Source organism: Enterococcus alishanensis (assembly GCF_019218635.1).
Taxonomy (GTDB): domain Bacteria; phylum Bacillota; class Bacilli; order Lactobacillales; family Enterococcaceae; genus Enterococcus_A; species Enterococcus_A alishanensis.
On the sequence record NZ_JAHUZB010000002.1, the window covers coordinates 507,363 to 526,300 of the forward strand.

At 33.9% G+C, this 18,938-nt stretch carries 21 protein-coding genes; 4 read left to right on the forward strand and 17 right to left on the reverse strand.

The genetic code is table 11. The annotated features are described in order from the left end of the window. On the reverse strand, positions 1-225 hold the full coding sequence (locus KUA55_RS06060) for a hypothetical protein (protein ID WP_218325287.1): 225 nt from the start codon (positions 223-225) through the stop codon (positions 1-3). 34 nt (positions 226-259) lie between these two features. Here KUA55_RS06060 and KUA55_RS06065 point away from each other — a divergent pair, with 34 nt between their 5' ends. Together KUA55_RS06065 and KUA55_RS06070 are read left to right on the forward strand one after the other, a co-directional pair. Continuing rightward, positions 260-820, forward strand: a complete 561-nt coding sequence (locus tag KUA55_RS06065; RefSeq protein WP_218325288.1) for a GNAT family N-acetyltransferase — start codon at positions 260-262, stop codon at positions 818-820. Between the two features lie 76 nt (positions 821-896). Continuing rightward, complete coding sequence (locus KUA55_RS06070; RefSeq protein ID WP_218325289.1) at positions 897-1,133, forward strand: DUF3923 family protein; 237 nt, start codon at positions 897-899, stop codon at positions 1,131-1,133. Positions 1,134-1,417: 284 nt separating this feature from the next. Here the strand turns inward: KUA55_RS06070 and KUA55_RS18490 are convergent, their stop codons facing one another. The 8 genes from KUA55_RS18490 to pbp4 form a co-directional block, all read right to left on the reverse strand. After that, the gene (locus KUA55_RS18490; protein WP_218325451.1) at positions 1,418-1,654 is read right to left on the reverse strand and encodes a restriction endonuclease; all 237 of its coding nucleotides are present in this window, start codon (positions 1,652-1,654) and stop codon (positions 1,418-1,420) included. After that, positions 1,650-1,970 carry a restriction endonuclease gene (locus tag KUA55_RS18495; RefSeq protein WP_218325290.1) on the reverse strand — a complete coding sequence of 107 codons (321 nt, stop codon included), beginning with the start codon at positions 1,968-1,970 and terminating at the stop codon, positions 1,650-1,652. The genes KUA55_RS18490 and KUA55_RS18495 overlap by 5 nt, the downstream gene beginning before the upstream one ends. A 381-nt stretch (positions 1,971-2,351) precedes the next feature. Next, positions 2,352-4,232 (reverse strand): asparagine synthase (glutamine-hydrolyzing), encoded by a 1,881-nt coding sequence (asnB, locus tag KUA55_RS06085; protein WP_218325291.1) that lies wholly within the window; start codon positions 4,230-4,232, stop codon positions 2,352-2,354. A gap of 175 nt (positions 4,233-4,407) precedes the next feature. Next, positions 4,408-5,595 carry a hypothetical protein gene (locus tag KUA55_RS06090; RefSeq protein ID WP_246601404.1) on the reverse strand — a complete coding sequence of 396 codons (1,188 nt, stop codon included), beginning with the start codon at positions 5,593-5,595 and terminating at the stop codon, positions 4,408-4,410. A 1-nt stretch (position 5,596) separates the two neighbouring features. Next, positions 5,597-6,436: a hypothetical protein gene (locus tag KUA55_RS06095; RefSeq protein ID WP_246601405.1), complete on the reverse strand. Its 840-nt coding sequence runs from the start codon at positions 6,434-6,436 to the stop codon at positions 5,597-5,599. A gap of 82 nt (positions 6,437-6,518) precedes the next feature. Beyond that, complete coding sequence (locus KUA55_RS06100; RefSeq protein WP_218325293.1) at positions 6,519-7,562, reverse strand: DUF1002 domain-containing protein; 1,044 nt, start codon at positions 7,560-7,562, stop codon at positions 6,519-6,521. Positions 7,563-7,761: 199 nt separating this feature from the next. Next, positions 7,762-7,944, reverse strand: coding sequence for a hypothetical protein (locus tag KUA55_RS06105; RefSeq protein WP_218325294.1), 183 nt, complete (start codon positions 7,942-7,944; stop codon positions 7,762-7,764). A gap of 54 nt (positions 7,945-7,998) precedes the next feature. Further along, entirely contained in the window at positions 7,999-9,999 is a 2,001-nt protein-coding gene (gene pbp4, locus KUA55_RS06110) for a penicillin-binding protein PBP4(5) (RefSeq protein ID WP_218325295.1), read from the reverse strand. Positions 10,000-10,063: 64 nt separating this feature from the next. Between pbp4 and KUA55_RS06115 the strand changes: the two genes are divergently transcribed. Next, positions 10,064-10,606 carry a guanylate kinase gene (locus KUA55_RS06115; protein ID WP_218325296.1) on the forward strand — a complete coding sequence of 181 codons (543 nt, stop codon included), beginning with the start codon at positions 10,064-10,066 and terminating at the stop codon, positions 10,604-10,606. Here KUA55_RS06115 and KUA55_RS06120 read toward each other — a convergent pair. The 6 genes from KUA55_RS06120 to KUA55_RS06145 all read right to left on the reverse strand — a co-directional run bounded on the left by KUA55_RS06120 (position 10,598) and on the right by KUA55_RS06145 (position 16,724). Further along, a complete protein-coding gene (locus tag KUA55_RS06120; protein ID WP_218325297.1) occupies positions 10,598-11,245 on the reverse strand; it encodes a GNAT family N-acetyltransferase in 648 nt (215 codons plus the stop codon). The two genes, KUA55_RS06115 and KUA55_RS06120, sit on opposite strands and share 9 nt — an antisense overlap. Next, complete coding sequence (locus tag KUA55_RS06125; protein WP_425514596.1) at positions 11,229-12,152, reverse strand: sce7725 family protein; 924 nt, start codon at positions 12,150-12,152, stop codon at positions 11,229-11,231. Before KUA55_RS06125 ends, KUA55_RS06120 begins: the two co-directional genes overlap by 17 nt. Further along, positions 12,149-12,838, reverse strand: a complete 690-nt coding sequence (locus KUA55_RS06130; protein WP_218325299.1) for a hypothetical protein — start codon at positions 12,836-12,838, stop codon at positions 12,149-12,151. The genes KUA55_RS06125 and KUA55_RS06130 overlap by 4 nt, the downstream gene beginning before the upstream one ends. A gap of 74 nt (positions 12,839-12,912) precedes the next feature. Continuing rightward, complete coding sequence (locus tag KUA55_RS06135) at positions 12,913-14,235, reverse strand: dihydrolipoyl dehydrogenase family protein (RefSeq protein WP_218325300.1); 1,323 nt, start codon at positions 14,233-14,235, stop codon at positions 12,913-12,915. After that, positions 14,232-15,188 (reverse strand): ABC transporter ATP-binding protein, encoded by a 957-nt coding sequence (locus KUA55_RS06140; protein WP_218325301.1) that lies wholly within the window; start codon positions 15,186-15,188, stop codon positions 14,232-14,234. The genes KUA55_RS06135 and KUA55_RS06140 overlap by 4 nt, the downstream gene beginning before the upstream one ends. Beyond that, positions 15,189-16,724 carry an ABC transporter permease/substrate-binding protein gene (locus tag KUA55_RS06145; RefSeq protein ID WP_218325302.1) on the reverse strand — a complete coding sequence of 512 codons (1,536 nt, stop codon included), beginning with the start codon at positions 16,722-16,724 and terminating at the stop codon, positions 15,189-15,191. Positions 16,725-16,839: 115 nt separating this feature from the next. On the opposite strand from KUA55_RS06145, the gene KUA55_RS06150 reads away from it, so the two are divergent. Beyond that, entirely contained in the window at positions 16,840-17,382 is a 543-nt protein-coding gene (locus tag KUA55_RS06150; protein ID WP_218325303.1) for a hypothetical protein, read from the forward strand. 123 nt (positions 17,383-17,505) lie between these two features. On the opposite strand, the gene KUA55_RS06155 is transcribed toward KUA55_RS06150, so the two are convergent. Both KUA55_RS06155 and KUA55_RS06160 read right to left on the reverse strand, forming a co-directional pair. Continuing rightward, positions 17,506-17,847, reverse strand: a complete 342-nt coding sequence (locus tag KUA55_RS06155; protein ID WP_218325304.1) for a metal-sulfur cluster assembly factor — start codon at positions 17,845-17,847, stop codon at positions 17,506-17,508. 95 nt (positions 17,848-17,942) lie between these two features. Continuing rightward, entirely contained in the window at positions 17,943-18,836 is an 894-nt protein-coding gene (locus KUA55_RS06160; RefSeq protein ID WP_218325305.1) for a YitT family protein, read from the reverse strand. Positions 18,837-18,938 lie beyond the last annotated feature (102 nt).

Below are 18,938 nucleotides of genomic sequence, written 5' to 3' on the forward strand. Positions count from 1 at the left end.
TTATTGATCTTTTATTTTATAAGAAAATGTTGCTTTTTCTTGAGGTACTTGGTCATCAAGATTAAATAATAAATGTTCATTGTTTTGTTCGTCATGAACTATAATTAATTTCCCTTTTAAATTTTTCCGACGATCTTCTTCGATTTGAGCTGTACGAATCAATTCTTTCTCATCTTTGCTAGAAGCTAATGCATTTCCTAAATTAAAAAAGATAGTTTCTTCCATAATAAATCCTCCATTCATTTTAAGGAGCCAAAACATGTATCTAACTGATAATCAGATTGAAATAAAGAGTATCACAAAAAAACAATTATTTGAACTATGGTCATTAGCATATAACAAATCAGCTGATTTGTCATGGCGTAAATATGATGATCCTTATATACCGAATCCACTTTTCTTGACTTGGGAAACTTTCCAAACTGATTTAGCAGAAAAAATGTTGGAAAATCCTCATTGTGGATTGATCTATTTTGATAAGAAGATCATTGGTTTAGTTACTGCTTATTGGAAAGATGGGCAATTACAGCGTTGGTTAGAAGTGGGCATTGTTGTCTATGACTTTGAATTTCGGAATCATGGTATCGGAGAAAAAAGTCTTCGCTTATGGATCACTTACTTATTTCAGTTACATCTACATATTCAACACATCGGATTGTCTACTTGGTCGGGAAACCATAGCATGACTCAATTAGCAAAAAAATTAAAATTAGTCGAAGAAGCTTGTATTCCTAAAGTCCGTTTTTACCGAAATAACTATTATGATGCTCTTCAATATGGCATTTTAAAAACCGATTGGCAAAAAATAAATAATCTATAAATTTTCTTAAGAAGATATGCTAAAATATAATTATGTAGATGCTTTGCCAATTAAATTTGAAAAGTAGGGTAGAAAGATGAAAATTTGGTGGTGTTTAAATGTTGTTTGGTTGCTACTATTTGGATATGGTGCTTATTGGTTTTTGACCCAAAAAAATGACTGGACAGGGACGCCACAGACATTGGAAAGCCGAATTTTATCAATTATCGCCTTAGTTGTTGTTTTCTTAGTTATATTATTAATTCAATTGATTATTGGTTTTTTTATTGCAAAGCATAAAAACAAAAAAGGACAGCAAACAAATCAAGTTTAAGCAAAGTCATCAATTAATCTGATGACTTTTTTATATGGAACAAAACTAGCTTTTTCAGAAGGGCACGTTGGATAAACGACCTGAAGGGGTCCAGCTACGAACGGAGTTCTGGTATTAGAAACAAGATTCCGGATTCCGTCGTGTCTAATTGAGGCGTCGCAGCAGGCCTAATAACGATCCTAGAGTGTAAAAAAAGGTATTATGTAGCAATTAAATGCCAAGTTCAAATTTTTATAAAAAATCATAAATTATCCAGTATGATAAAGATACACGGCAAATATTTTTTACTTAGCTGCAGACTGTTCTAATGAGACTTTTTCTATCATTCTAGTTATTGTGTTTCTATCCCAAAGTTCAACGTTAATTCTTTTTGCTAATTCTTGTGCAGGTTTTGTAAAATAATTGTTAGTTATAACCACGGCAATATCCAATGAATAATATCCAATTCCAGCATGAACTTCCTGAATTGCTTTATTACCAACTTTTTTCTTCCAGCGCTTGCATTGAAATCCATATTTAATCCCATTTTTTTGTAGCTATGATGTCAATTCCTTGGTCATATTTAGGTGTTAATTTTATGTTTTGAAACTCGTTTTTCTTTAAAAGATAAGAAATGTATTCTTCAAAATCATAGCCGGTCATTACGTCAATTGACTCTAATTGAGCGCGAGAAAAACGTTTTTTCTTACTAATTATAGGGTAAAAAGTTGTAAAAAGAGCAACTAGAATTATTATAATTGCCAGATAGAAAATATATGGTGATAATGTGCCTAAATGAAAATATAAGACAATAAGCGCAATTCCCAAAATAATCCCTGAAAAAGAGTCTGATTTCATAAAAAAATCCTTTCTTTCTTGTTAAATTAGGGACAGTATATCATATTTTAAATAGTTATTAATGATAATAATAGGAATATTTTTTTGTTCTTACTTTTGATTCTTCAAGGCGTTTTAGAGTAAGCTTCGGATAGAAAGATTTTTATAAAGGTGAAATAGTTAGTAATTAGATTATTAACTAGATTCATAGATTATTAAAGTCTGGCTGGATATTGCTGATTTACCAGATAAGTTTTAAATATAGCTTTGTATAATGTATATTATGTAAACTAAGTAGTAAAAAAGCGAATATCTTTTTATAAAGTGCAACAAATTATTGCCATTTTTTTTAATCATTTAAAAAAAAGCCTCAGATTTATTCGTTATCTGAGGCTTTCTAAACTATGCTATTTGTTCAACAACTGGTTTTTCTCCATCATTTATGAAGTAAACTTGATACCAAGTTAAAAAGGTATAAATCGTCCAAATTTTACGACGTTCATTATTTTTTTCTTTATAATTGTCATCTAATAGTTGAATGATTTTGTCTTGATCGAAAAATTCTTTTACAAAATCTTGTTGGAAAACGTCTCGTACAAGTTTGTAGTATTTTTCTTCACGTAACCAATCTTTAATTGGTACTGGGAAACCTAATTTTTCACGATTATACCACTCTTCGGGTAAATGACGTGCGGCCGCTTGACGGAAAGCAAATTTAGTATTTTCCGGTGTAATTAAATATTTTGTTGGCACGTTTTGAGCGACTTTCATCATTTCTTTGTCTAACAACGGAACGCGTACTTCTAAGGAATTTGCCATAGCTAGTTTATCAGCTTTAAGCAATATATCCTTTGGCATCCATTGATGTAAATCTAAGTATTGCATTTTCTTCACTTCTGATAAGTCTTGTGCTTTAGCGTAAACTGGCGCCACAATTTCTTGAACAGATTTGCTGTCTTGATATTTTGTTTGTAAATAATCATCTGCTTCACTTTCTTCAAAAACACGTGCTTGGCCAATGAAAAATTCTTCCGCCGGAGCTAAATTTGTATATAAATGTAGCGCACCTTTAAAAGTTTTTCCCTTCAAGCTTCTTGCGATCGAATAACGCATTTTCTTAGGTAATTTTTTCAATCCTTCAGCAACAACTTTCACTGTTTTAGAACGAGTATTTACACCATAAGCTTGATAACCAGCAAATAGCTCATCTGCCCCTTCCCCGCTTAACGCAACTCGTACGTCACGACTTGCTAATTCAGTTAGAAAATAAAGTGGAACACATGACGGATTTGAATCCGGTTCATCTAAATGATATTGAATTAATGGGAAATATTCAAAAGCTTCTTCCCCAGTGACAACTCGAGAAACATTTTTTAAATCAATTAAATCAGTTAATTTTTTAGCTTCAACTGATTCATTATAGGTTTTGTCACCAAAGCCAATTGAATACGAATGTTCAGGTCTTAAAACGGCTGTTACATAACTTGAGTCAACACCTGAAGATAAGAAAGATCCGACTTCTACATCAGCAATTCGATGTGCCTCAACTGATTCGACGACGGTTTTATCGATTAAGTCAATTGTTTCTTCAAGGTTCATATTGCTTTCACCTTCAGAGACATCCCAGTATTCTTGAATATCTAATTTACCATCTTTGTAAGTAAAATAATGACCTTCTTTAATGCGATAAACATTTTTGAAGAAAGTTTCATCTAAGGCAGAGTATTGGAAAGTTAAATATGGTTTTAAGGCTTCTTCATTTAATTCTTTCACAAAATTTGGATGCTTCAAAAAGCTTTTAATTTCTGACCCGTACATGAAAGTACCATTCATTTCTGTATAATAAAGCGGCTTAATACCAAAATGATCTCTTGCACCAAATAATTCTTGTTTTTCAGTATCCCAGATGACAAAAGCAAACATCCCGCGGATAATTTGTAATAGATCTACACCATATTCTTCATATCCATGTAACAACACTTCTGTATCGCTATGGGTTGTAAAAATGTGCCCTTTTTTTATTAAGTCTTCACGAATACTTTGGTAATTATATATTTCACCATTAAAAGTAATGATTTTTGTTTTATCTTCATTATAGATTGGTTGAGTTCCACCTTCTAAGTCAATAATACTTAGTCGTCTGAAACCTAGCGCCACGCCTTTATCAATAAATTGTCCAGAGCTATTAGGGCCTCGATGAACAATCGTATCCATCATTGCTTTGATGTTTTTTTCTTTATCCGTAACTGCGCTGCGGTCTACAAAGCCGACAATCCCACACATATCTTAAAACCCTCTTCCAATTTTTTTTCACAGTACTTAAAATACACTATTTGGATCACAAATGAAATACTTTTGTGTCAACTCAGGTATTATACCATAGGAGTTTTAAACTTTTTAAAAGGTTTGACTAAAATAAATGACAAAAGCAGCGGACTTATCATCCACTGCTTTCCTCTTATTGAGTCATTGCTAAATCAACTAAATATTGATACGTACCAAAGAACTCAATTAATGATTTATTTGTGTAACCAGAATTGATTTTAAGCGTTGCAGCATCCTCTTCTACTTGTTGCTTAATGGTTACAGTCTGTTCGTTTTCTAGAGCAACTAGGTATTCATCCTCAGCTAATTTTTGGAAATCGTGTCTTTCGTTATTCATAGCAGTTATAAAAATATCATCCAATACTTCTTCTGAAATAGTATGAGGTAACTGGTAGTCTAAGTTTAACGGTTTGCTATTGTCTAACAAATTATCTTCAATTTCAAAGCCTAATTGTTTCATGTTTGCTAAGACTGTATTGATTTCAAAGCTGAAGAACGAAATTTGACCACTTGTAAAAATATGATGACTAAAGCAGCCTGTTAAGATTTCCAAAACGGCCTCGTCAGAAACGATCACTTTTTGATTACCAGGGAAAACATCCATCAGTGGAATGTATTGATTCAATAAACGATCATCACTTCTTGGTAAAATTAGTTCAAATGAAATCATTTCATTATCGATCAATTGATAGCTTAACTCAAAATGCTTGGTTTCCCAAACAGAATATTGATGATCAGACAAACGCAAATCATGTTTTTCTAACGGTTTTAACAATTCATACGTGAAATATTCCAACAATGCATCTTCAGCAATTGCAGAAATTGGTAAGGTTTTAATAATGAAAACTTGATTGAAGAAGCTCATTAGTTCGTTGAAATCTGATTCCATCAATTGTTTGCGGAATTTTAAATCAGCTAATTCTCTTTCAGCTTCATCAATTAAGCTCAGCAGATCTCCATAAGTCGTTTGTCTAAGATCTTGATAGGTTGGCAATGAATATGTCTGCTCTTTTGGAATTTCTTCTAATTCAGTTGTTTCTTCCTCTTCAATTAACTCAAGATCTTCATTAATTTCGGCTAGTTCTTCTGGTTCTTCTATTTCGTTCACTTCTTCGGCTTCAATTACTTCCTCAGACAGTGTTTCAGTAACGTTTGCTTCATCTAATTCAGGTGTCTCTAGTGCGTCAGCTTCAGCATTTTTTTGCTCAAAATCAGCTTCTCGTTCTTCAGCCGCTTGTAAAACATCAACTGGAATGGTCACACGATCTTCTTCAACTAGTGAATCATAAATTTTATTGAATCTATTTTTTTCTTCGCTCATTCTATTCGCCTCCAATCTTCAAAAAGTTTTGATTGAATGTTTGGAGCTGTTCTTCCATGTTTTTGACATCATTAAAATATTTTTTGATTAGACGTAACTCTTTGATGGCAATCGCTTGTTCCAGCATTAGAGCTTTAATTTGCTGATTTAATTCGTTGGTTGGATTGACCGAATGGTTTTCATTGGTCAAATATGGCTGCCATTTTTTTATTTCCGCTTGCAGGTCGTCATATTTATCATCTAAATCAAGTAAATCCTCTTCGATCTTTTTGCGATTACGGAAGGTTTTACTGGCTTCCAGCTCTTCTTTTTCATCATTAATTTGATCAATTAAATTCTCTAATTTTTTTATTTCAGTCGTTGCAAGAATTTTTTTAGCTTCAAAATCATCTTCTTTATTTTGGAGACGTTTGATTTCATTCTCATAAAAACCAGTTTCAACTTGTTCCCACTGCTGTTTAATTTCAGGTAAAACAGTAATTTCTGGTTGCGTCGCATCAATTTCAATGACTGTTCGGTCATGGTAGTAGGAGCTGATTTGGTAATCCATTAGGACTGGTGATACTTTTTTTCGTAGAATCATAAAAGGAAAAGTCTTAATGAATTCACGATCAATTTTACTGGTCAAGAAATTGTCAATTTCATGGTTTGCATTACTTGATTGTTGGATTGATACAGGTAACTCTTGCCAATAGATTTGATACACAGCACCCATGTCTTCTTCATCCATCGCTTTTTCTAGTCGTTGAATTTTCGACATTAATCCGCCTAAAACATCTGAAGCTGATTCCTTTACGGTATCAAAAGAACTGTCGGGTTGTAAATTATCATTTTGAGTCAATGTTGACCCTCCTAACTTCTTCATTTGTTTAATAGTATCATTTTTTCAGCGAATTGGTTATTGAAAACGCCAATAATTTTGATTAATTTGTTAAGTTAGTAAAGAAATTCTTAATCGTATTCCATAAATTAGTGAAAAATCCTTGATTATCTTCAATTGTACCCTTTAATTGATCACCAAAACTACCTAATTTATCAGTGATTTTATTAAGATTATCTTTGAAATCACTACTGATTTTATCCAACTGCGCAATTGATTCTGCGTCTAGCACACCATCAGTGGTTTGATATCTTTCCGCTAATGAAACAAGTTTATCAATGTCAGCTTGTGATATATATTGGGTTAAATTATTATTTTGAATAGCATTATTTACAATTGTAGTAATTTGAGTAGTCGAAGCATTCGACCCATTTTGCTCTTTTAAATCAGCTAATTCTTGTTTAATTTCAACTAATGTTTGATTTAATTGAGATTTGTATGCTTCATCAGCTTGTTCTTGTTCACTACTTGATAAAGTAGAGTCATTTGAACTATTGGCACTATCGATAATATTTTGTGAAACATCAGAAGTTGTATCTAATTCATCTTGTGCAAGTTGTGCTCGATTAGTATCAATGGTCTCACCATTTGCTTCAAAAGCTTTATAAACACCTGTCAAAGCACTTTCTCCGGTTACTTTCACAACACTAGCAACTTTGACTGAAGCATCAGTAATCCCAGCGGTTACAAGCGGATTTTTATATTGATCTGCTGAAATTTGAGTAATGTTTGCTGGTGTTAAGATATCAACCGTAATCCCTGAGCCACTATCGGTACGATTTACGACAACAGAGCTGAGCATCACGCTATCATCTCCACTACCAGAGCCTAAATACTTAATTAAATCAGCACCAGTTGCTGTTTGTTGATTCACTTCACTTGAGGTAATGCCTAACACATTCATTGTTTCTGTTAGTTGACTATTGCTGAGGCCAGCACCTGCTACAAAAGTTGGTTTACCCCAGCGTTCATCAATAACCGTGCCATTATTTGTAGTAGAAGCTTCTACTTTTTGATTAGTGGCAATAATACCTGCTCCTAAGGACATAGTTAAACTTGCTAAAAGAATATATTTATGAAATTTCAATTTATGTTTCCTCCTAAATATTGATAATTCTATTTTACATGAAGCCAATTACCTGTATAGCTAGATCGACTTTCTTTAAGTAATTATTTAGCAAGATTAGGTTTATTTAAGAAAATTTTCAAACTAAAGTCGGATGTTTTTTCTTTAAAAATAAAAAAACCATTTTAGCTTCTGTTTCCTCACTAAAATGGTCTCATATTTATTTTTCCTTTGTAAGAAAGTGAATGACACCTTCATCGTCACGGGTTAAAAATGTCGTTTCTTTTAAATAGGAAAATTGCAATTCTTGAATGGTCTTGTCAGTAATCATTTTTTCATATCCTGCAAAAATTTCCCGAATATATTTTTTATAAGTTTGTTTTTTTCTCTGTCTCTTGTTCATCTTGCACCATCCTTCAGATGTTATAGTATCAATCTTAACGCTTATGCTCAAGTATTATTGATAATTTTCTGAAAGATAGGTTAATAAATCTCCTGATCTACCTACTGCACTATCCCCATCTTGAGCATTCTCCAAGAAATTCAAAACAGAGTACGCTTGATTACTGGTATCGAAAGCGTATAAGAAACTATTTTCTTGTCCTTTTGTATCTTGTTCGGTTTTAATTTCAGCAGTCCCTGTCTTAGCGGCAATTGGTAAACCTAAGCTATTCAATATATACGCTGTTCCATTAGGATCAGTCACAACAGCCTGCATATCAGTTGTAACTGTTGTTGCCGAACTTTCTTTAATAGCAGCTTTTTTAGTCTTTGTCTCTTTTGAAGCTAATAGTTTTGGATATACAAGTGTTCCCTTATTAGGAAGTACAGAATAAGTTGTGATTTGTTGAATTGGGTTTAATAACAATTGTCCTTGTCCATATCCAGTATCTGCTAATAAAATGTCTGAAGAAAATGTACCGTCATTAGAAATTTGTGCTGGATTCATAGAAATAGGCAAATCTAATTTTTCGCCAAAAATAAATTTATCCAAACCTGCTAAAAAGGTTTTGCTACCCATTTTTAATGTTTGTTGGGCCATATAAATATTATCTGAATAAACCAATGCCGTCTCTAAATCAACTGGTGAAACTTCACTAACTCTGGTAATTTGATAACCGCCCCAAGTACTATCTCCTTGCCATTTTAAACCATCAATCGCTATTTCTTCACTGGGATTCAGTGTACCCGCATCTAAACCGATTGAAGCAGTAATTGTTTTAAAGGTTGAACCTGGCGCATAACCAGTTGAAAATCGGTTTGAAAATGGTAAGTTGGCATCGTTATTATAGGCATCATAATCAGTTTGGCTGATCCCATTTGTCATTAAGTTGGGATCGAAACTCGGTGAGCTAGCTAGAACTAACAATTCACCTGACTTTGGTGCCATTGCGACACTTGATCCAGGTTGCCCACCTAATGATTGATAGGCTACTTGCTGTGCCTGACTGTCAATTGTTAATTTAATATTTTTCCCATCTTTTTTATTCACCTTTTGTAAAACTTTTTTCTGATCACCGTTTTTATCGTTAATTACTAAAGTACCACCATCAGTTCCTCGCAATTGTTTATCATAGGATAGTTCTAAACCGGCACGGCCAATCACAGAACCTGATACCAAAGCATTATTTTTTTCGATATCTTCTGCTGTTGCTTTACCCACGTAACCAGTTAATTGTGCTGCAGCCTCACCTAGTGGATAATTTCGCCCCGTTGCCTCCTGATAATCCAATTCTTCTGGTAAATCTTCAGGAAGGCTGTTAACAGTTGCCAATGGGACGAAAGAATCATCCTCTACCCAACCTTGATCCAATGCAGTATTGATTTCATCCGTGGTCAAACCAGTATAGGTAGCAATTTCTTCAATGGCTGTATTTTTCCCACTGCCTGAACCTAATTTAACCGGGGTCACACCTAATCTGTATACTGTTCCATTGGCAGCAATTGGAGCATCATTACGATCTAAAATCTCACCACGAACAGCCGGATCATTTTGGTAACTGACGGTATCTTTACCTGACATCGTCGGAAAAATTAGATCTGGTTTCCAATTGATTTTTTTATTTTGATCAGAAAAAGTACCACTGTAATTATTCTTTAGACTTCCTAATCCAGTACTAAAACTTAATTCATAGGAAAAGTCGTCACCTTTGATTTTTATGTCTGAAATTTTTACATTGTTTGCACCAATTCCTGTAAAAACAGCTTGGTATTTTTCATTCACTGCTTTTTTCGAATAGTTTTTCTGCGTTTTAGCATCGATTGTAATGTAATTAGAAAGCTGGTCGTAATTTTGGTTTTTTAATGCCTTAGTAAAGGCAGTGATGGTCTCTTCACCAGTCTTTTTTGCCGTTCTAGCTTGGAAAGTAGTATAACCTAGAAAGCCAGCAGCACCGATAGCGATGGCAGCCAATCCTATTATCATGATTTTTTTATTGTTTTTTTCATTTTTTTTCATTTTTAAATTCCTTCCTAGCAAATACTCACATCTTTCATTATACTAAAAGAAAGGAAGTGAAGGAATGCATTATTGCTATTTATTTATGGGACCTAGTGGCTCAGGAAAAACTACTTTAGCCGAAAAAAGTTTTTCCTCTCAACAAAAGATCGTGTCTTATACCACCAGAATACCACGTTCTTCCGAAAAAGATGGTTTAGATTATCATTTTGTTTCAAAAAAACAGTTCAAGCAGATGGTTATTGACGACCAATTTGCCGAATTTGATGTTTATGATGAAAACTATTATGGTATTGCCTTAACCAGCATAAAAAAAGCCCTGGAGATTTCAGATTGCTATGATCCGATTACTCCATTAGGCTTTTTAAATCTATATAAAAATTTTGGTCAACAAATGGTTCCAGTCTGGATCCATATTTCCAAAGAAACTTTAGCTCAACGCTTAGCTCATCGAGCAAGTCCAGCTGAAATTAAAAGAAGAATTGCTTTATATGAAAAAGATTTGGCTTATTTACCTGAACTTAAAAAAATCGAAACATTAATTGAAATTGACGGCGAACAATCCGTTGCTGACATGGTGGCACAATTTAGAAAAGCTTTAAATTAATTGAAAAGCTTTTCTTTCACCATTGATAAAATCAAATTCAATCATGCCTTGATAAGTAAAACCAACTTTATCAATTAAATGAAGCATTGGTCCGTTTGTAGGATAAGTATCAATTCGAATATCTTGATAGCCCAATGATTGGGCTTTTTTTATTGCTTCTTCTAATAATTTTTGCCCTAAACCCAGGCCTCGATAATTTGAACTAACTGCAACACGATGGATAGCAATATAAGTATCAGTGCCCAGGTCTTTCCAAGCACCATCAATTGCTTCATAGGCCGAATCTTTTTCAGCTATTAAGGCGCACAGACCTACGGCTTCATGATTCAAAGAGAGTACATAACTAACATCATTTTTTATATCATTTTGAATTGTTTCTTCAGTAGGTGCTTGATTATTTTGCCATTGTGGTGAACCTTGCTCTTTTAAATATGCTGTTGCATCTTGAATCAATAACATAATTGCCGGAACATCCGTTGGAACAGTCTTACGAAATAGTATTTCATCGGATTTTTTTTGTCCTTGTTCTGCCTCCACCATCATAATTTCGTCAGCAGCTTCTTGACCTAAAATGTTTCCCAGCGCTTCTCCCATTTGTTTTGCCTGTCTTAAAATAAAATCTTCATCCTTGTATCCCATATTTTTTCCATCCCTTCAAATAATGGTTTCCTTCATTTAAATAGGCACCTAATAACTCCAAATGATGCGCTAAGGACCATTTTTTTATTGTTCCCAATCCTGGAAACTTTTTAGTTTTTAAATAATTAATTAATTCGGTCATACCTAAAGTCAGCAGTAACTGATCTTGATTTCGATCATACCATTCCAACATTTTTTCAGCAGCTTCAAAAAATTTTAAAGCTTGATCTTTGGTACTATCATTAGTATCAGAGACAAAATGCTTCACCCGTAAATTTAAATAGGCATCAAAATAAGTAACATGAATGGCGATTGCTCGACTTGGTCCGCCCTTATCAAAATATCTACTGCTTTCAATCGTATAATCACTGAAGCCAGCAAACCCATCCGTCTGATAATACAGATGTTGATCGCTAAAGAAATCATCGTCATGATTTCCATAGGTTTCAATTTTTTTTCTAGCAATAAAGGCATCATCTAAAATAATTTTTTTCTGAAAAGGCAAGATCCGAAACCGTCCTTGATTCGGCAATAATGCGAACTGATTAGAATTCAACAGATTTTGATCTCGAGTAGATTGTTCATTGAAAATCGCTAAGCTTGTTTGATCTAGTTTTTGATTAGTTATAATTTCTGCTGAGTAAATGCTGGTATCTGCTTTTAATTGCCACGGATGTTGCTTTGCTTCAAAAAATTTAAAACGGCCAACTTGCGGGTTTTCAATGATATATAATTGTAGTTTTTCCTTTTGAAATAATTCGATAGTTTTTTTTAAGGTGGCAGAGTCTCTAACTGGTTCGATAATTGGAATAATTTTTTTAGACCAGCGTTGTTCTTTAACTAAAGTAGACAACGCTAACAGGTCAAACTGTTTTCCCCTGAAATAAGGGTAGTACATTTTTCTCACTCCAATCTTTCTGTTGGACGTCGTTTAACTTTTCTCTGGCTTTTTAAAAATTGATAATCTTGTTCTAGAGCCGTCAGTTCTTCTTCTAAACTTTTAATACGCGCGTTTTCAACATCTGAAAAAAAGCGATCGTGGAAGTTTTCTGAGTGTAAATGATCCTTTTCTTGTCCACGCTTTTTCAACTCTTTATATAAAGCTTCAGTTGGGAAAAAACTGGTTCCATAAGACATTTGTTTCGCTTTGCGAACTTCCCGAAATAATGAAAACATAAAACGTTCTAGCAATAAATCTTCTGGCACTTTTAAAGACTGCTTTTGTGGTTTTTTGGCTAAGATAAAAGTACCCGGAGCCATCTGTTCCTCTTGAAATTGATCATAGCGACGATAAACCAACACGCCAATCTCTGCAGGAATTAACCCTTGAACTTTTTCATAAAGCTCAGTTGGTAAGACAAAATAATTATAATCTCCTACGAAAGAAAGCTTTGCAGCTGACATAAAGTCCGCTTTACTTACCTTTAATTCATAGCAACGCCATTCCATTTTGTTTTCTTTAAAAAAACAAGCTAAAGTGTCTACAATACCATGTTCTTCCGGCATGGTAACTTCTTCTACGACAATCCCACCTAATTCCATACAATAAAAATAAAGTGATTTTTCCATTTCTAATGTTAAGTCTGTTTTCATTTTTTCTCCTGATACGTATTTGTTTTAAAACCTTAGCATAAAATCGATAAAAAAAACAGAGGTTCCCCTCTGTTTTAAATAAGATATTCTAAATCCGATGCTGGTGTGGGATAGCCAAAAATAAAATTACTAACTTCTTCTTTAGAAATTTTATTTTCTAGCACAAAATAAAGATCATTGATAACTTCATCTGCCAAAGACGACAATAGACTGATTTTTACAATCTTATCAGAGGAATCATAAACAACCTTTGCTTTCGCACCCTTTTCATTTATTCGGCGATAAGTGTACCAGTCACTTAAATCAATTGTTTGGCTATGGTATTCATTAGCATTATCCATTAACTCTTTTTGACTTAAACCAATTGTTGCCAAGCGTTTATCACCGAATACAATGGTTGGAATCAAAGGATAGTTAATTGGTTTTTGATTGCCATTCATGGCAGATACAGCATAATTTGCTTCAAAACCAGAAACTGGTGTTAATTTAGGTTGTTTTTTGGCAATGACGTCACCAACCGCATAAATATGAGGAAGATTCGTTTGTAAATATTGATTCACAACTATTCCTTGTTTTGTATATTGTAAACCAATTTTATCTAAGTTTAACGCTTCGATATTCGGAATTCGACCAGTTGCACCAAAAACTACATCAGTGACCATCTCAAAATCTTCGCCCGATAATTTGAAATGTGGATTGATACTTTCGATTTTCTTAATATCAACATTAAAATGAAACTGAATGCCTTCTTCAGTCAAATGTTGTACTAAATCAGCGACTAAATCAGGATCAAATTCTTTTAACGGTTGATCATTGTGATGAATGATATGAACTTCACTACCAGCTGCATTCGCAATTGTTGCTAATTCAATCGCAATGTAACCAGCACCTAGGAAAACCATTTTCTCTGGTAAATGACTCATTTCTAGAAAGTCACGACTTGATTGCAAATAATCTTGTCCTTCTACTGAAAGCAAACGAGAACGTTGTCCGGTAGCTATTAAAAATTGTTCAGCTGTTAAGATCTCTCCACCGACCATTAATTCATGAGGTCCAGAAAACTCTGCCTGACCCTCAAAATAATCAATGCCAGCATCAGCAAAACCAGCTACTGTGTTTTTGGGAACAAAGTCTGTATAGTCTTTTTTGTGTTGCATTAGATCTTCCCAATTAATTGTTGGAACTGTTTCTAAACCTTTTTCGATTAGATTTTTTACTTTATATTTTGCTTCAACAGCGCTCATTAAGATTTTTTTTGGGTCGCAACCATAGTTAGGACAAGTCCCGCCCCATAATTCTGATTCAATGACAGCAACTTTCTTACCACTTTCCTGAAGACCATAGGCTGCTGCACCACCTGCTGGACCGCTACCGATAACTATTGCATCATATTTCATTTTTTATCCTCCCGACTTAAATAGCAAAACATTGATTGTCTAGTAATTTTACCAAAAGAACCGGTTTTTAAGCGAATAAAAAGCAAGTCTTGTTTCGCTAAAACTTCGTAAGCTTCATTAAGAGTCGTATCTAATGAATAAATGGTTTGATTTTCTGGTACAGTTGTTTGTTCATAATTATCAGTACTTACCAAGTCTGCTAATGTTTTTACATTATTTTCATCTTGAGTTTCGTCAAAAAATTCTAAAACAAACTCATCGGCTGGGTTATTTTGAATTTCTTCAGGTGTCGCGCATTGAATCACTTTTCCATCTCTCATCACAGCGATACGATCACCTAACTTCATGGCTTCCTTCATATTGTGGGTCACAAAGACAATCGTGTTATTCAGCTTTTCATGCAATTCCAAGACCAAATCCTGTAAACTATTTCTAGAAATCGGATCTAGGGCACTGAATGGTTCATCCATTAAAATCAAGTCTGGTTCAGCCGCCAAGGCGCGAATAATCCCAATTCGCTGACCTTGTCCACCAGATAATTCTGCTGGCATACGATCACGATAAGTCTCTGGATCTAAATCTACCTCAGACATTAACTCGTTGACTCTGCGACTACGGGCATCCTTGGTCCAGCCTAGCATTTCAGGAATTACTTCGATATTTTCTTTTACAGTCATAGTTGGAAATAACGCAATTTGTTGTAAAACATAACCAATTTGAAAACGTAGTTTTTGAATGTTATATTCTTTAATTCGCTTGTTTTTGAAATATACATCACCATCGGTTGGTTCAACCAAACCATTAATCATTTTTAACGAAGTGGTTTTTCCGCTACCAGAAGGGCCGACTAAAACAAATATTTCTCCTTGATTGATTTTCAAATTAATATCATTTAAGACTTTTCCCTCATCAAACTGTTTGCTAACATCTTTAAATTCAATCATTGTTTCCATCTACTTGTCCCCCTTAATGATTTTTTCTTTAACTAAAAAGTCATGAGCGACATCTGCTGGATCTTTTTTCTCAACATTCACTTGATAGTTCATATCCACCATCTGATCTTCAGTAATTTTTCCTGCTAACTTATTCAAGGCTTTAACAACTTCAGGATGATCTTTGGCAAAGCTTTCTTTCAATAATGCAGCTCCTTGATAATAAGGGAATAAATGTTGGTCATCCTCTAAAGGAACCAAATCATATTGTTTAATCTCACTATCGGTTGAATAAGCATCAACTATATCAACATCACCATTATTAATTGCTTGATAACGTAAGGCCGGTTCCATGCTTTGCACTGAGTTAAAGTTTACATTGTATTTTTCTTGAATCCCTCGATAACCATCTTGCCGATCGATAAACTCTAAGGTAAAACCTGCTTTTAAAGTACCTTCATAATTTCTCAAATCAGAAATTGTTTTAATTCCTAATTCATCTGCTTGAGATTTACGCATCGCTAAAGCATAAGTATTTTGATAAGCCATCGGTTTTAATAATTCCATCTTAAATTGGTTCTGCAACAATTTATTGGCTTCTTGATACGTGCCATTTTCATCTAAGTCAGTTGGACTATTTTCTGGTACTTTAACCAAACTTTCCAAGACGGTACCAGTAAATTCAGGATAAATATCGATTTGATTATTTTCTAATGCACTGAATAAAAAACTAGTCTTGCCAAAGTTAGTCTTCAATTCGACATTTACATCTGAATCATTATCTTCAATCACATCTTTATACATGTTAATTAAAATATCTGGTTCTGAGCCAAGTTTCCCAGCAATTGTGATGGTTTCTTGACTGCTACCGGTATTTTGAGCAACAAAAATACCACCAATCCCCAAAATAAGAATCACAAATGTAATCAAGCTGGTTTTCATTGAACGGTTTTGTAAGAAACGGATCAGTCCGCTAAAGATAATCGCTAATAAAGCAGCGCTCACTGCACCAATCAAAGTTAGTGTTGGATCGTTACGGTCAATTCCAAGCAAAATAAATGTCCCTAAACCACCAGCCCCGATTAACGCTGCCAGTGTTGCTGTTCCAATAATTAAAACCAAAGCAGTACGAATACCAGAAATGATAACTGGCATAGCAATCGGTAATTCTACCTTAAATAATTTTCGCATACGACTCATTCCAAAAGCATCCGCTGCTTCTTCTAAGGAAGGATCAATTTCTGACAAGCCAATATAAGTATTTTGAAAAATTGGTAATAGAGCATAAACCACCAGAGCAATCAATGCTGGAACAGTTCCTATTCCTACAAAAGGAATCAATAATCCCAACAAAGCTAATGACGGAATCGTCTGTAAAATACTGGTAATTTGTAATGCTACTTCTGCAATTTTTTTATGTTGACTTAATAAAATTGCCAATGGAATTGCGATAATAATAGCAATCATCAAGGCACTTAATGATATTGCCAAGTGTTCAAAAATCGCGCTTAGTAGTTCCCCTTTTCGTTCGCTAAACGTTTGTATCAATTCATTCATTTATAATAATCCTCTCACTTCTGATTTCATTTCAGTATAACCGAAGTTTTTTTTAGCACAAAGAATTTAACTTTTTGACTATTCAAAGTATACTTAGAAAAATGGAGGAATTAATATGACTGAAAAAGAGCTTACTTTTGAAAAAAACCATAAAATTTACAAATATTCCCACTCTCATTACTACAATTGGTACAAAGCTTTAACCCTGAATTTGCTTGAGAGTGAAAACTTTACTGCTTTTTTTGTAAAATTAAAAACCCACGATAAAGTCGCAGTTGAAACAGTTAAAAATGACTTGCTTAAAATGAGTCAGCTCAGTTTTACTGAACAATTAGATGATCTTGATACTTTTATTTTGTTGACTTTCGCTTGGGCACAAGGCTTTAATACTGAGCAACTATCTTCTACCCAAAGGCTGCATCATTTCTTAACAAACTACACTATTCAAAAAAACGATTTAATTGGTATTAATCAAATGAATGCTGATTTAAATCAAGCTTTGCTGCAGCATTTCCCTAAAGTCAGACAACAAGATTTAAAACTTATTTATCGACTATTATCTTTACAAAACAGTTCAGACCCTGAAATTGCCAGTGAACTAACCAAACTTAATCAAAGAGCCGCAGACCGCACCAGGAAACTACTTTCTTTAATCTAACTTTCAGCTTTTTTTGATCTAAACAAATTTTGATTGGTTAAATTTTGATTGGTTAAATTTTGATACAAAAAAACTCTCACCCATATTTCTTTGAGTGAGAGTTGCTTTTTTTTAATAAAAATATTAACGAATTCCTAGAGCAATTCGTGCATAACGAGACATTTTGTCAGTGGTCCAGGCTGGATACCAAACAAGTTTTACTTCCACATTAGATACTTCAGGAATCTCATGTAAAGCTGCTTGAATTGAGTCTGTTAAAATATCTGCCAACGGACAACCCATCGTAGTTAAAGTCATTTTAATTACGGTGTTTCCGTCTTGTGCAAAGTCAACATCATAAATTAAACCAAGATTCACAATATCAATACCTAATTCTGGATCGATGACAGATTCTAAAGCTGTCAAGATTCGTTCTTTAATCTCTTCCATTTCTTCAGCTGTGCGATACTCTTTGTTTTCTTCCATGTTATGTCCACTCCCTTTCGAAGTTTCGTTATTATTTTACTTCATATAAAGTGTTTTGTAAATGAGAATTAAAGCAATTCTTTCTCAATTAGCACTTACTTATTAGATTTTGCTTGTTTTTGTTGTTCTTGGCTCCAGAAGCTACCAACGACTGATTCGGTGGCAACGATATTTGTAAATGATTTTGGATCAACTTCAGCAACAATTTGTTTTAAAGCGTAAAGCTCGTAACGAGTCACAACAATCATGATTACATCAAGGGGTGTGTCACTGAATCCACCTTTAGCAGTCATGGCGCTCATTCCCCGTACCAAATTTTCACTTAAAGCCATTCGCATTTCTTTGCCATGAGCAGTAGAAATGAAAGCAGTCATTTTTTGATGGCTAGTATGGATAGCATCTACGACTGTACTCATAGTAAAAATAGTAATAATTGTATATAAAGCACTTTCCCAATTAAAGAAGAAACCGGCAACTACTACGATGACACCATTTAAAGCCATCATATAATTCCCAACGGTTCGCCCTGTAGTTTTTGATAAAAGCAATGAAACAATATCTAAACCACCAGTTGTAAAGCCAAGTTTCAATGAAAAGCCAGCCCCTACTCCGAGTAGTACGCCACCAGTAATCGCATTCATAAGTACGTTATGAGTAATTTCACCGACAGGAACCAACGTCGTAAAAACCGACATAGAAATAACATTTGCGAAACTCAAAATCATGGCAGATTTTCCAAGCTTAATAAAACCTAAGATAAAAACTGGAACATTCAGTAGAAAAATTAAAATCCCTGTATCAACTGAAACGCCAAATATTTGTTGGAAAAAGGCGCCAATAATCTGAGCAATCCCTGTCATTCCAGCAGAAAAAACATTTGCCGGAATCAAAAAATAATTCAAACCAACTGCGCCAGACAAACCAGTTAATAAGATTACAACCACCTTTTTAGTCAAATCATTCGTGGTGTAATTAATCACTTTTTGCAAAACAATCCCTCCTATGTATATTATCCATTATTTATTTAATCTATTATTCAATAAAATAGCAATATTTTTTAAGACTTATGGGAGAAAGATTATGGCTTTCTT

Excerpts from the sequence above, each read along its gene's own strand:
- KUA55_RS06060 (WP_218325287.1), bottom strand. The coding sequence starts at position 225 with ATGGAAGAAACTATCTTTTTTAATTTAGGAAATGCATTAGCTTCTAGC.
- KUA55_RS06065 (WP_218325288.1), top strand. The coding sequence starts at position 260 with ATGTATCTAACTGATAATCAGATTGAAATAAAGAGTATCACAAAAAAA.
- KUA55_RS06070 (WP_218325289.1), top strand. The coding sequence starts at position 897 with ATGAAAATTTGGTGGTGTTTAAATGTTGTTTGGTTGCTACTATTTGGA.
- KUA55_RS18495 (WP_218325290.1), bottom strand. The coding sequence starts at position 1,970 with ATGAAATCAGACTCTTTTTCAGGGATTATTTTGGGAATTGCGCTTATT.
- asnB (WP_218325291.1), bottom strand. The coding sequence starts at position 4,232 with ATGTGTGGGATTGTCGGCTTTGTAGACCGCAGCGCAGTTACGGATAAA.
- KUA55_RS06090 (WP_246601404.1), bottom strand. The coding sequence starts at position 5,595 with ATGAGCGAAGAAAAAAATAGATTCAATAAAATTTATGATTCACTAGTT.
- KUA55_RS06105 (WP_218325294.1), bottom strand. The coding sequence starts at position 7,944 with ATGAACAAGAGACAGAGAAAAAAACAAACTTATAAAAAATATATTCGG.
- pbp4 (WP_218325295.1), bottom strand. The coding sequence starts at position 9,999 with ATGAAAAAAAATGAAAAAAACAATAAAAAAATCATGATAATAGGATTG.
- KUA55_RS06115 (WP_218325296.1), top strand. The coding sequence starts at position 10,064 with ATGCATTATTGCTATTTATTTATGGGACCTAGTGGCTCAGGAAAAACT.
- KUA55_RS06120 (WP_218325297.1), bottom strand. The coding sequence starts at position 11,245 with ATGGGATACAAGGATGAAGATTTTATTTTAAGACAGGCAAAACAAATG.
- KUA55_RS06130 (WP_218325299.1), bottom strand. The coding sequence starts at position 12,838 with ATGAAAACAGACTTAACATTAGAAATGGAAAAATCACTTTATTTTTAT.
- KUA55_RS06135 (WP_218325300.1), bottom strand. The coding sequence starts at position 14,235 with ATGAAATATGATGCAATAGTTATCGGTAGCGGTCCAGCAGGTGGTGCA.
- KUA55_RS06140 (WP_218325301.1), bottom strand. The coding sequence starts at position 15,188 with ATGGAAACAATGATTGAATTTAAAGATGTTAGCAAACAGTTTGATGAG.
- KUA55_RS06145 (WP_218325302.1), bottom strand. The coding sequence starts at position 16,724 with ATGAATGAATTGATACAAACGTTTAGCGAACGAAAAGGGGAACTACTA.
- KUA55_RS06150 (WP_218325303.1), top strand. The coding sequence starts at position 16,840 with ATGACTGAAAAAGAGCTTACTTTTGAAAAAAACCATAAAATTTACAAA.
- KUA55_RS06155 (WP_218325304.1), bottom strand. The coding sequence starts at position 17,847 with ATGGAAGAAAACAAAGAGTATCGCACAGCTGAAGAAATGGAAGAGATT.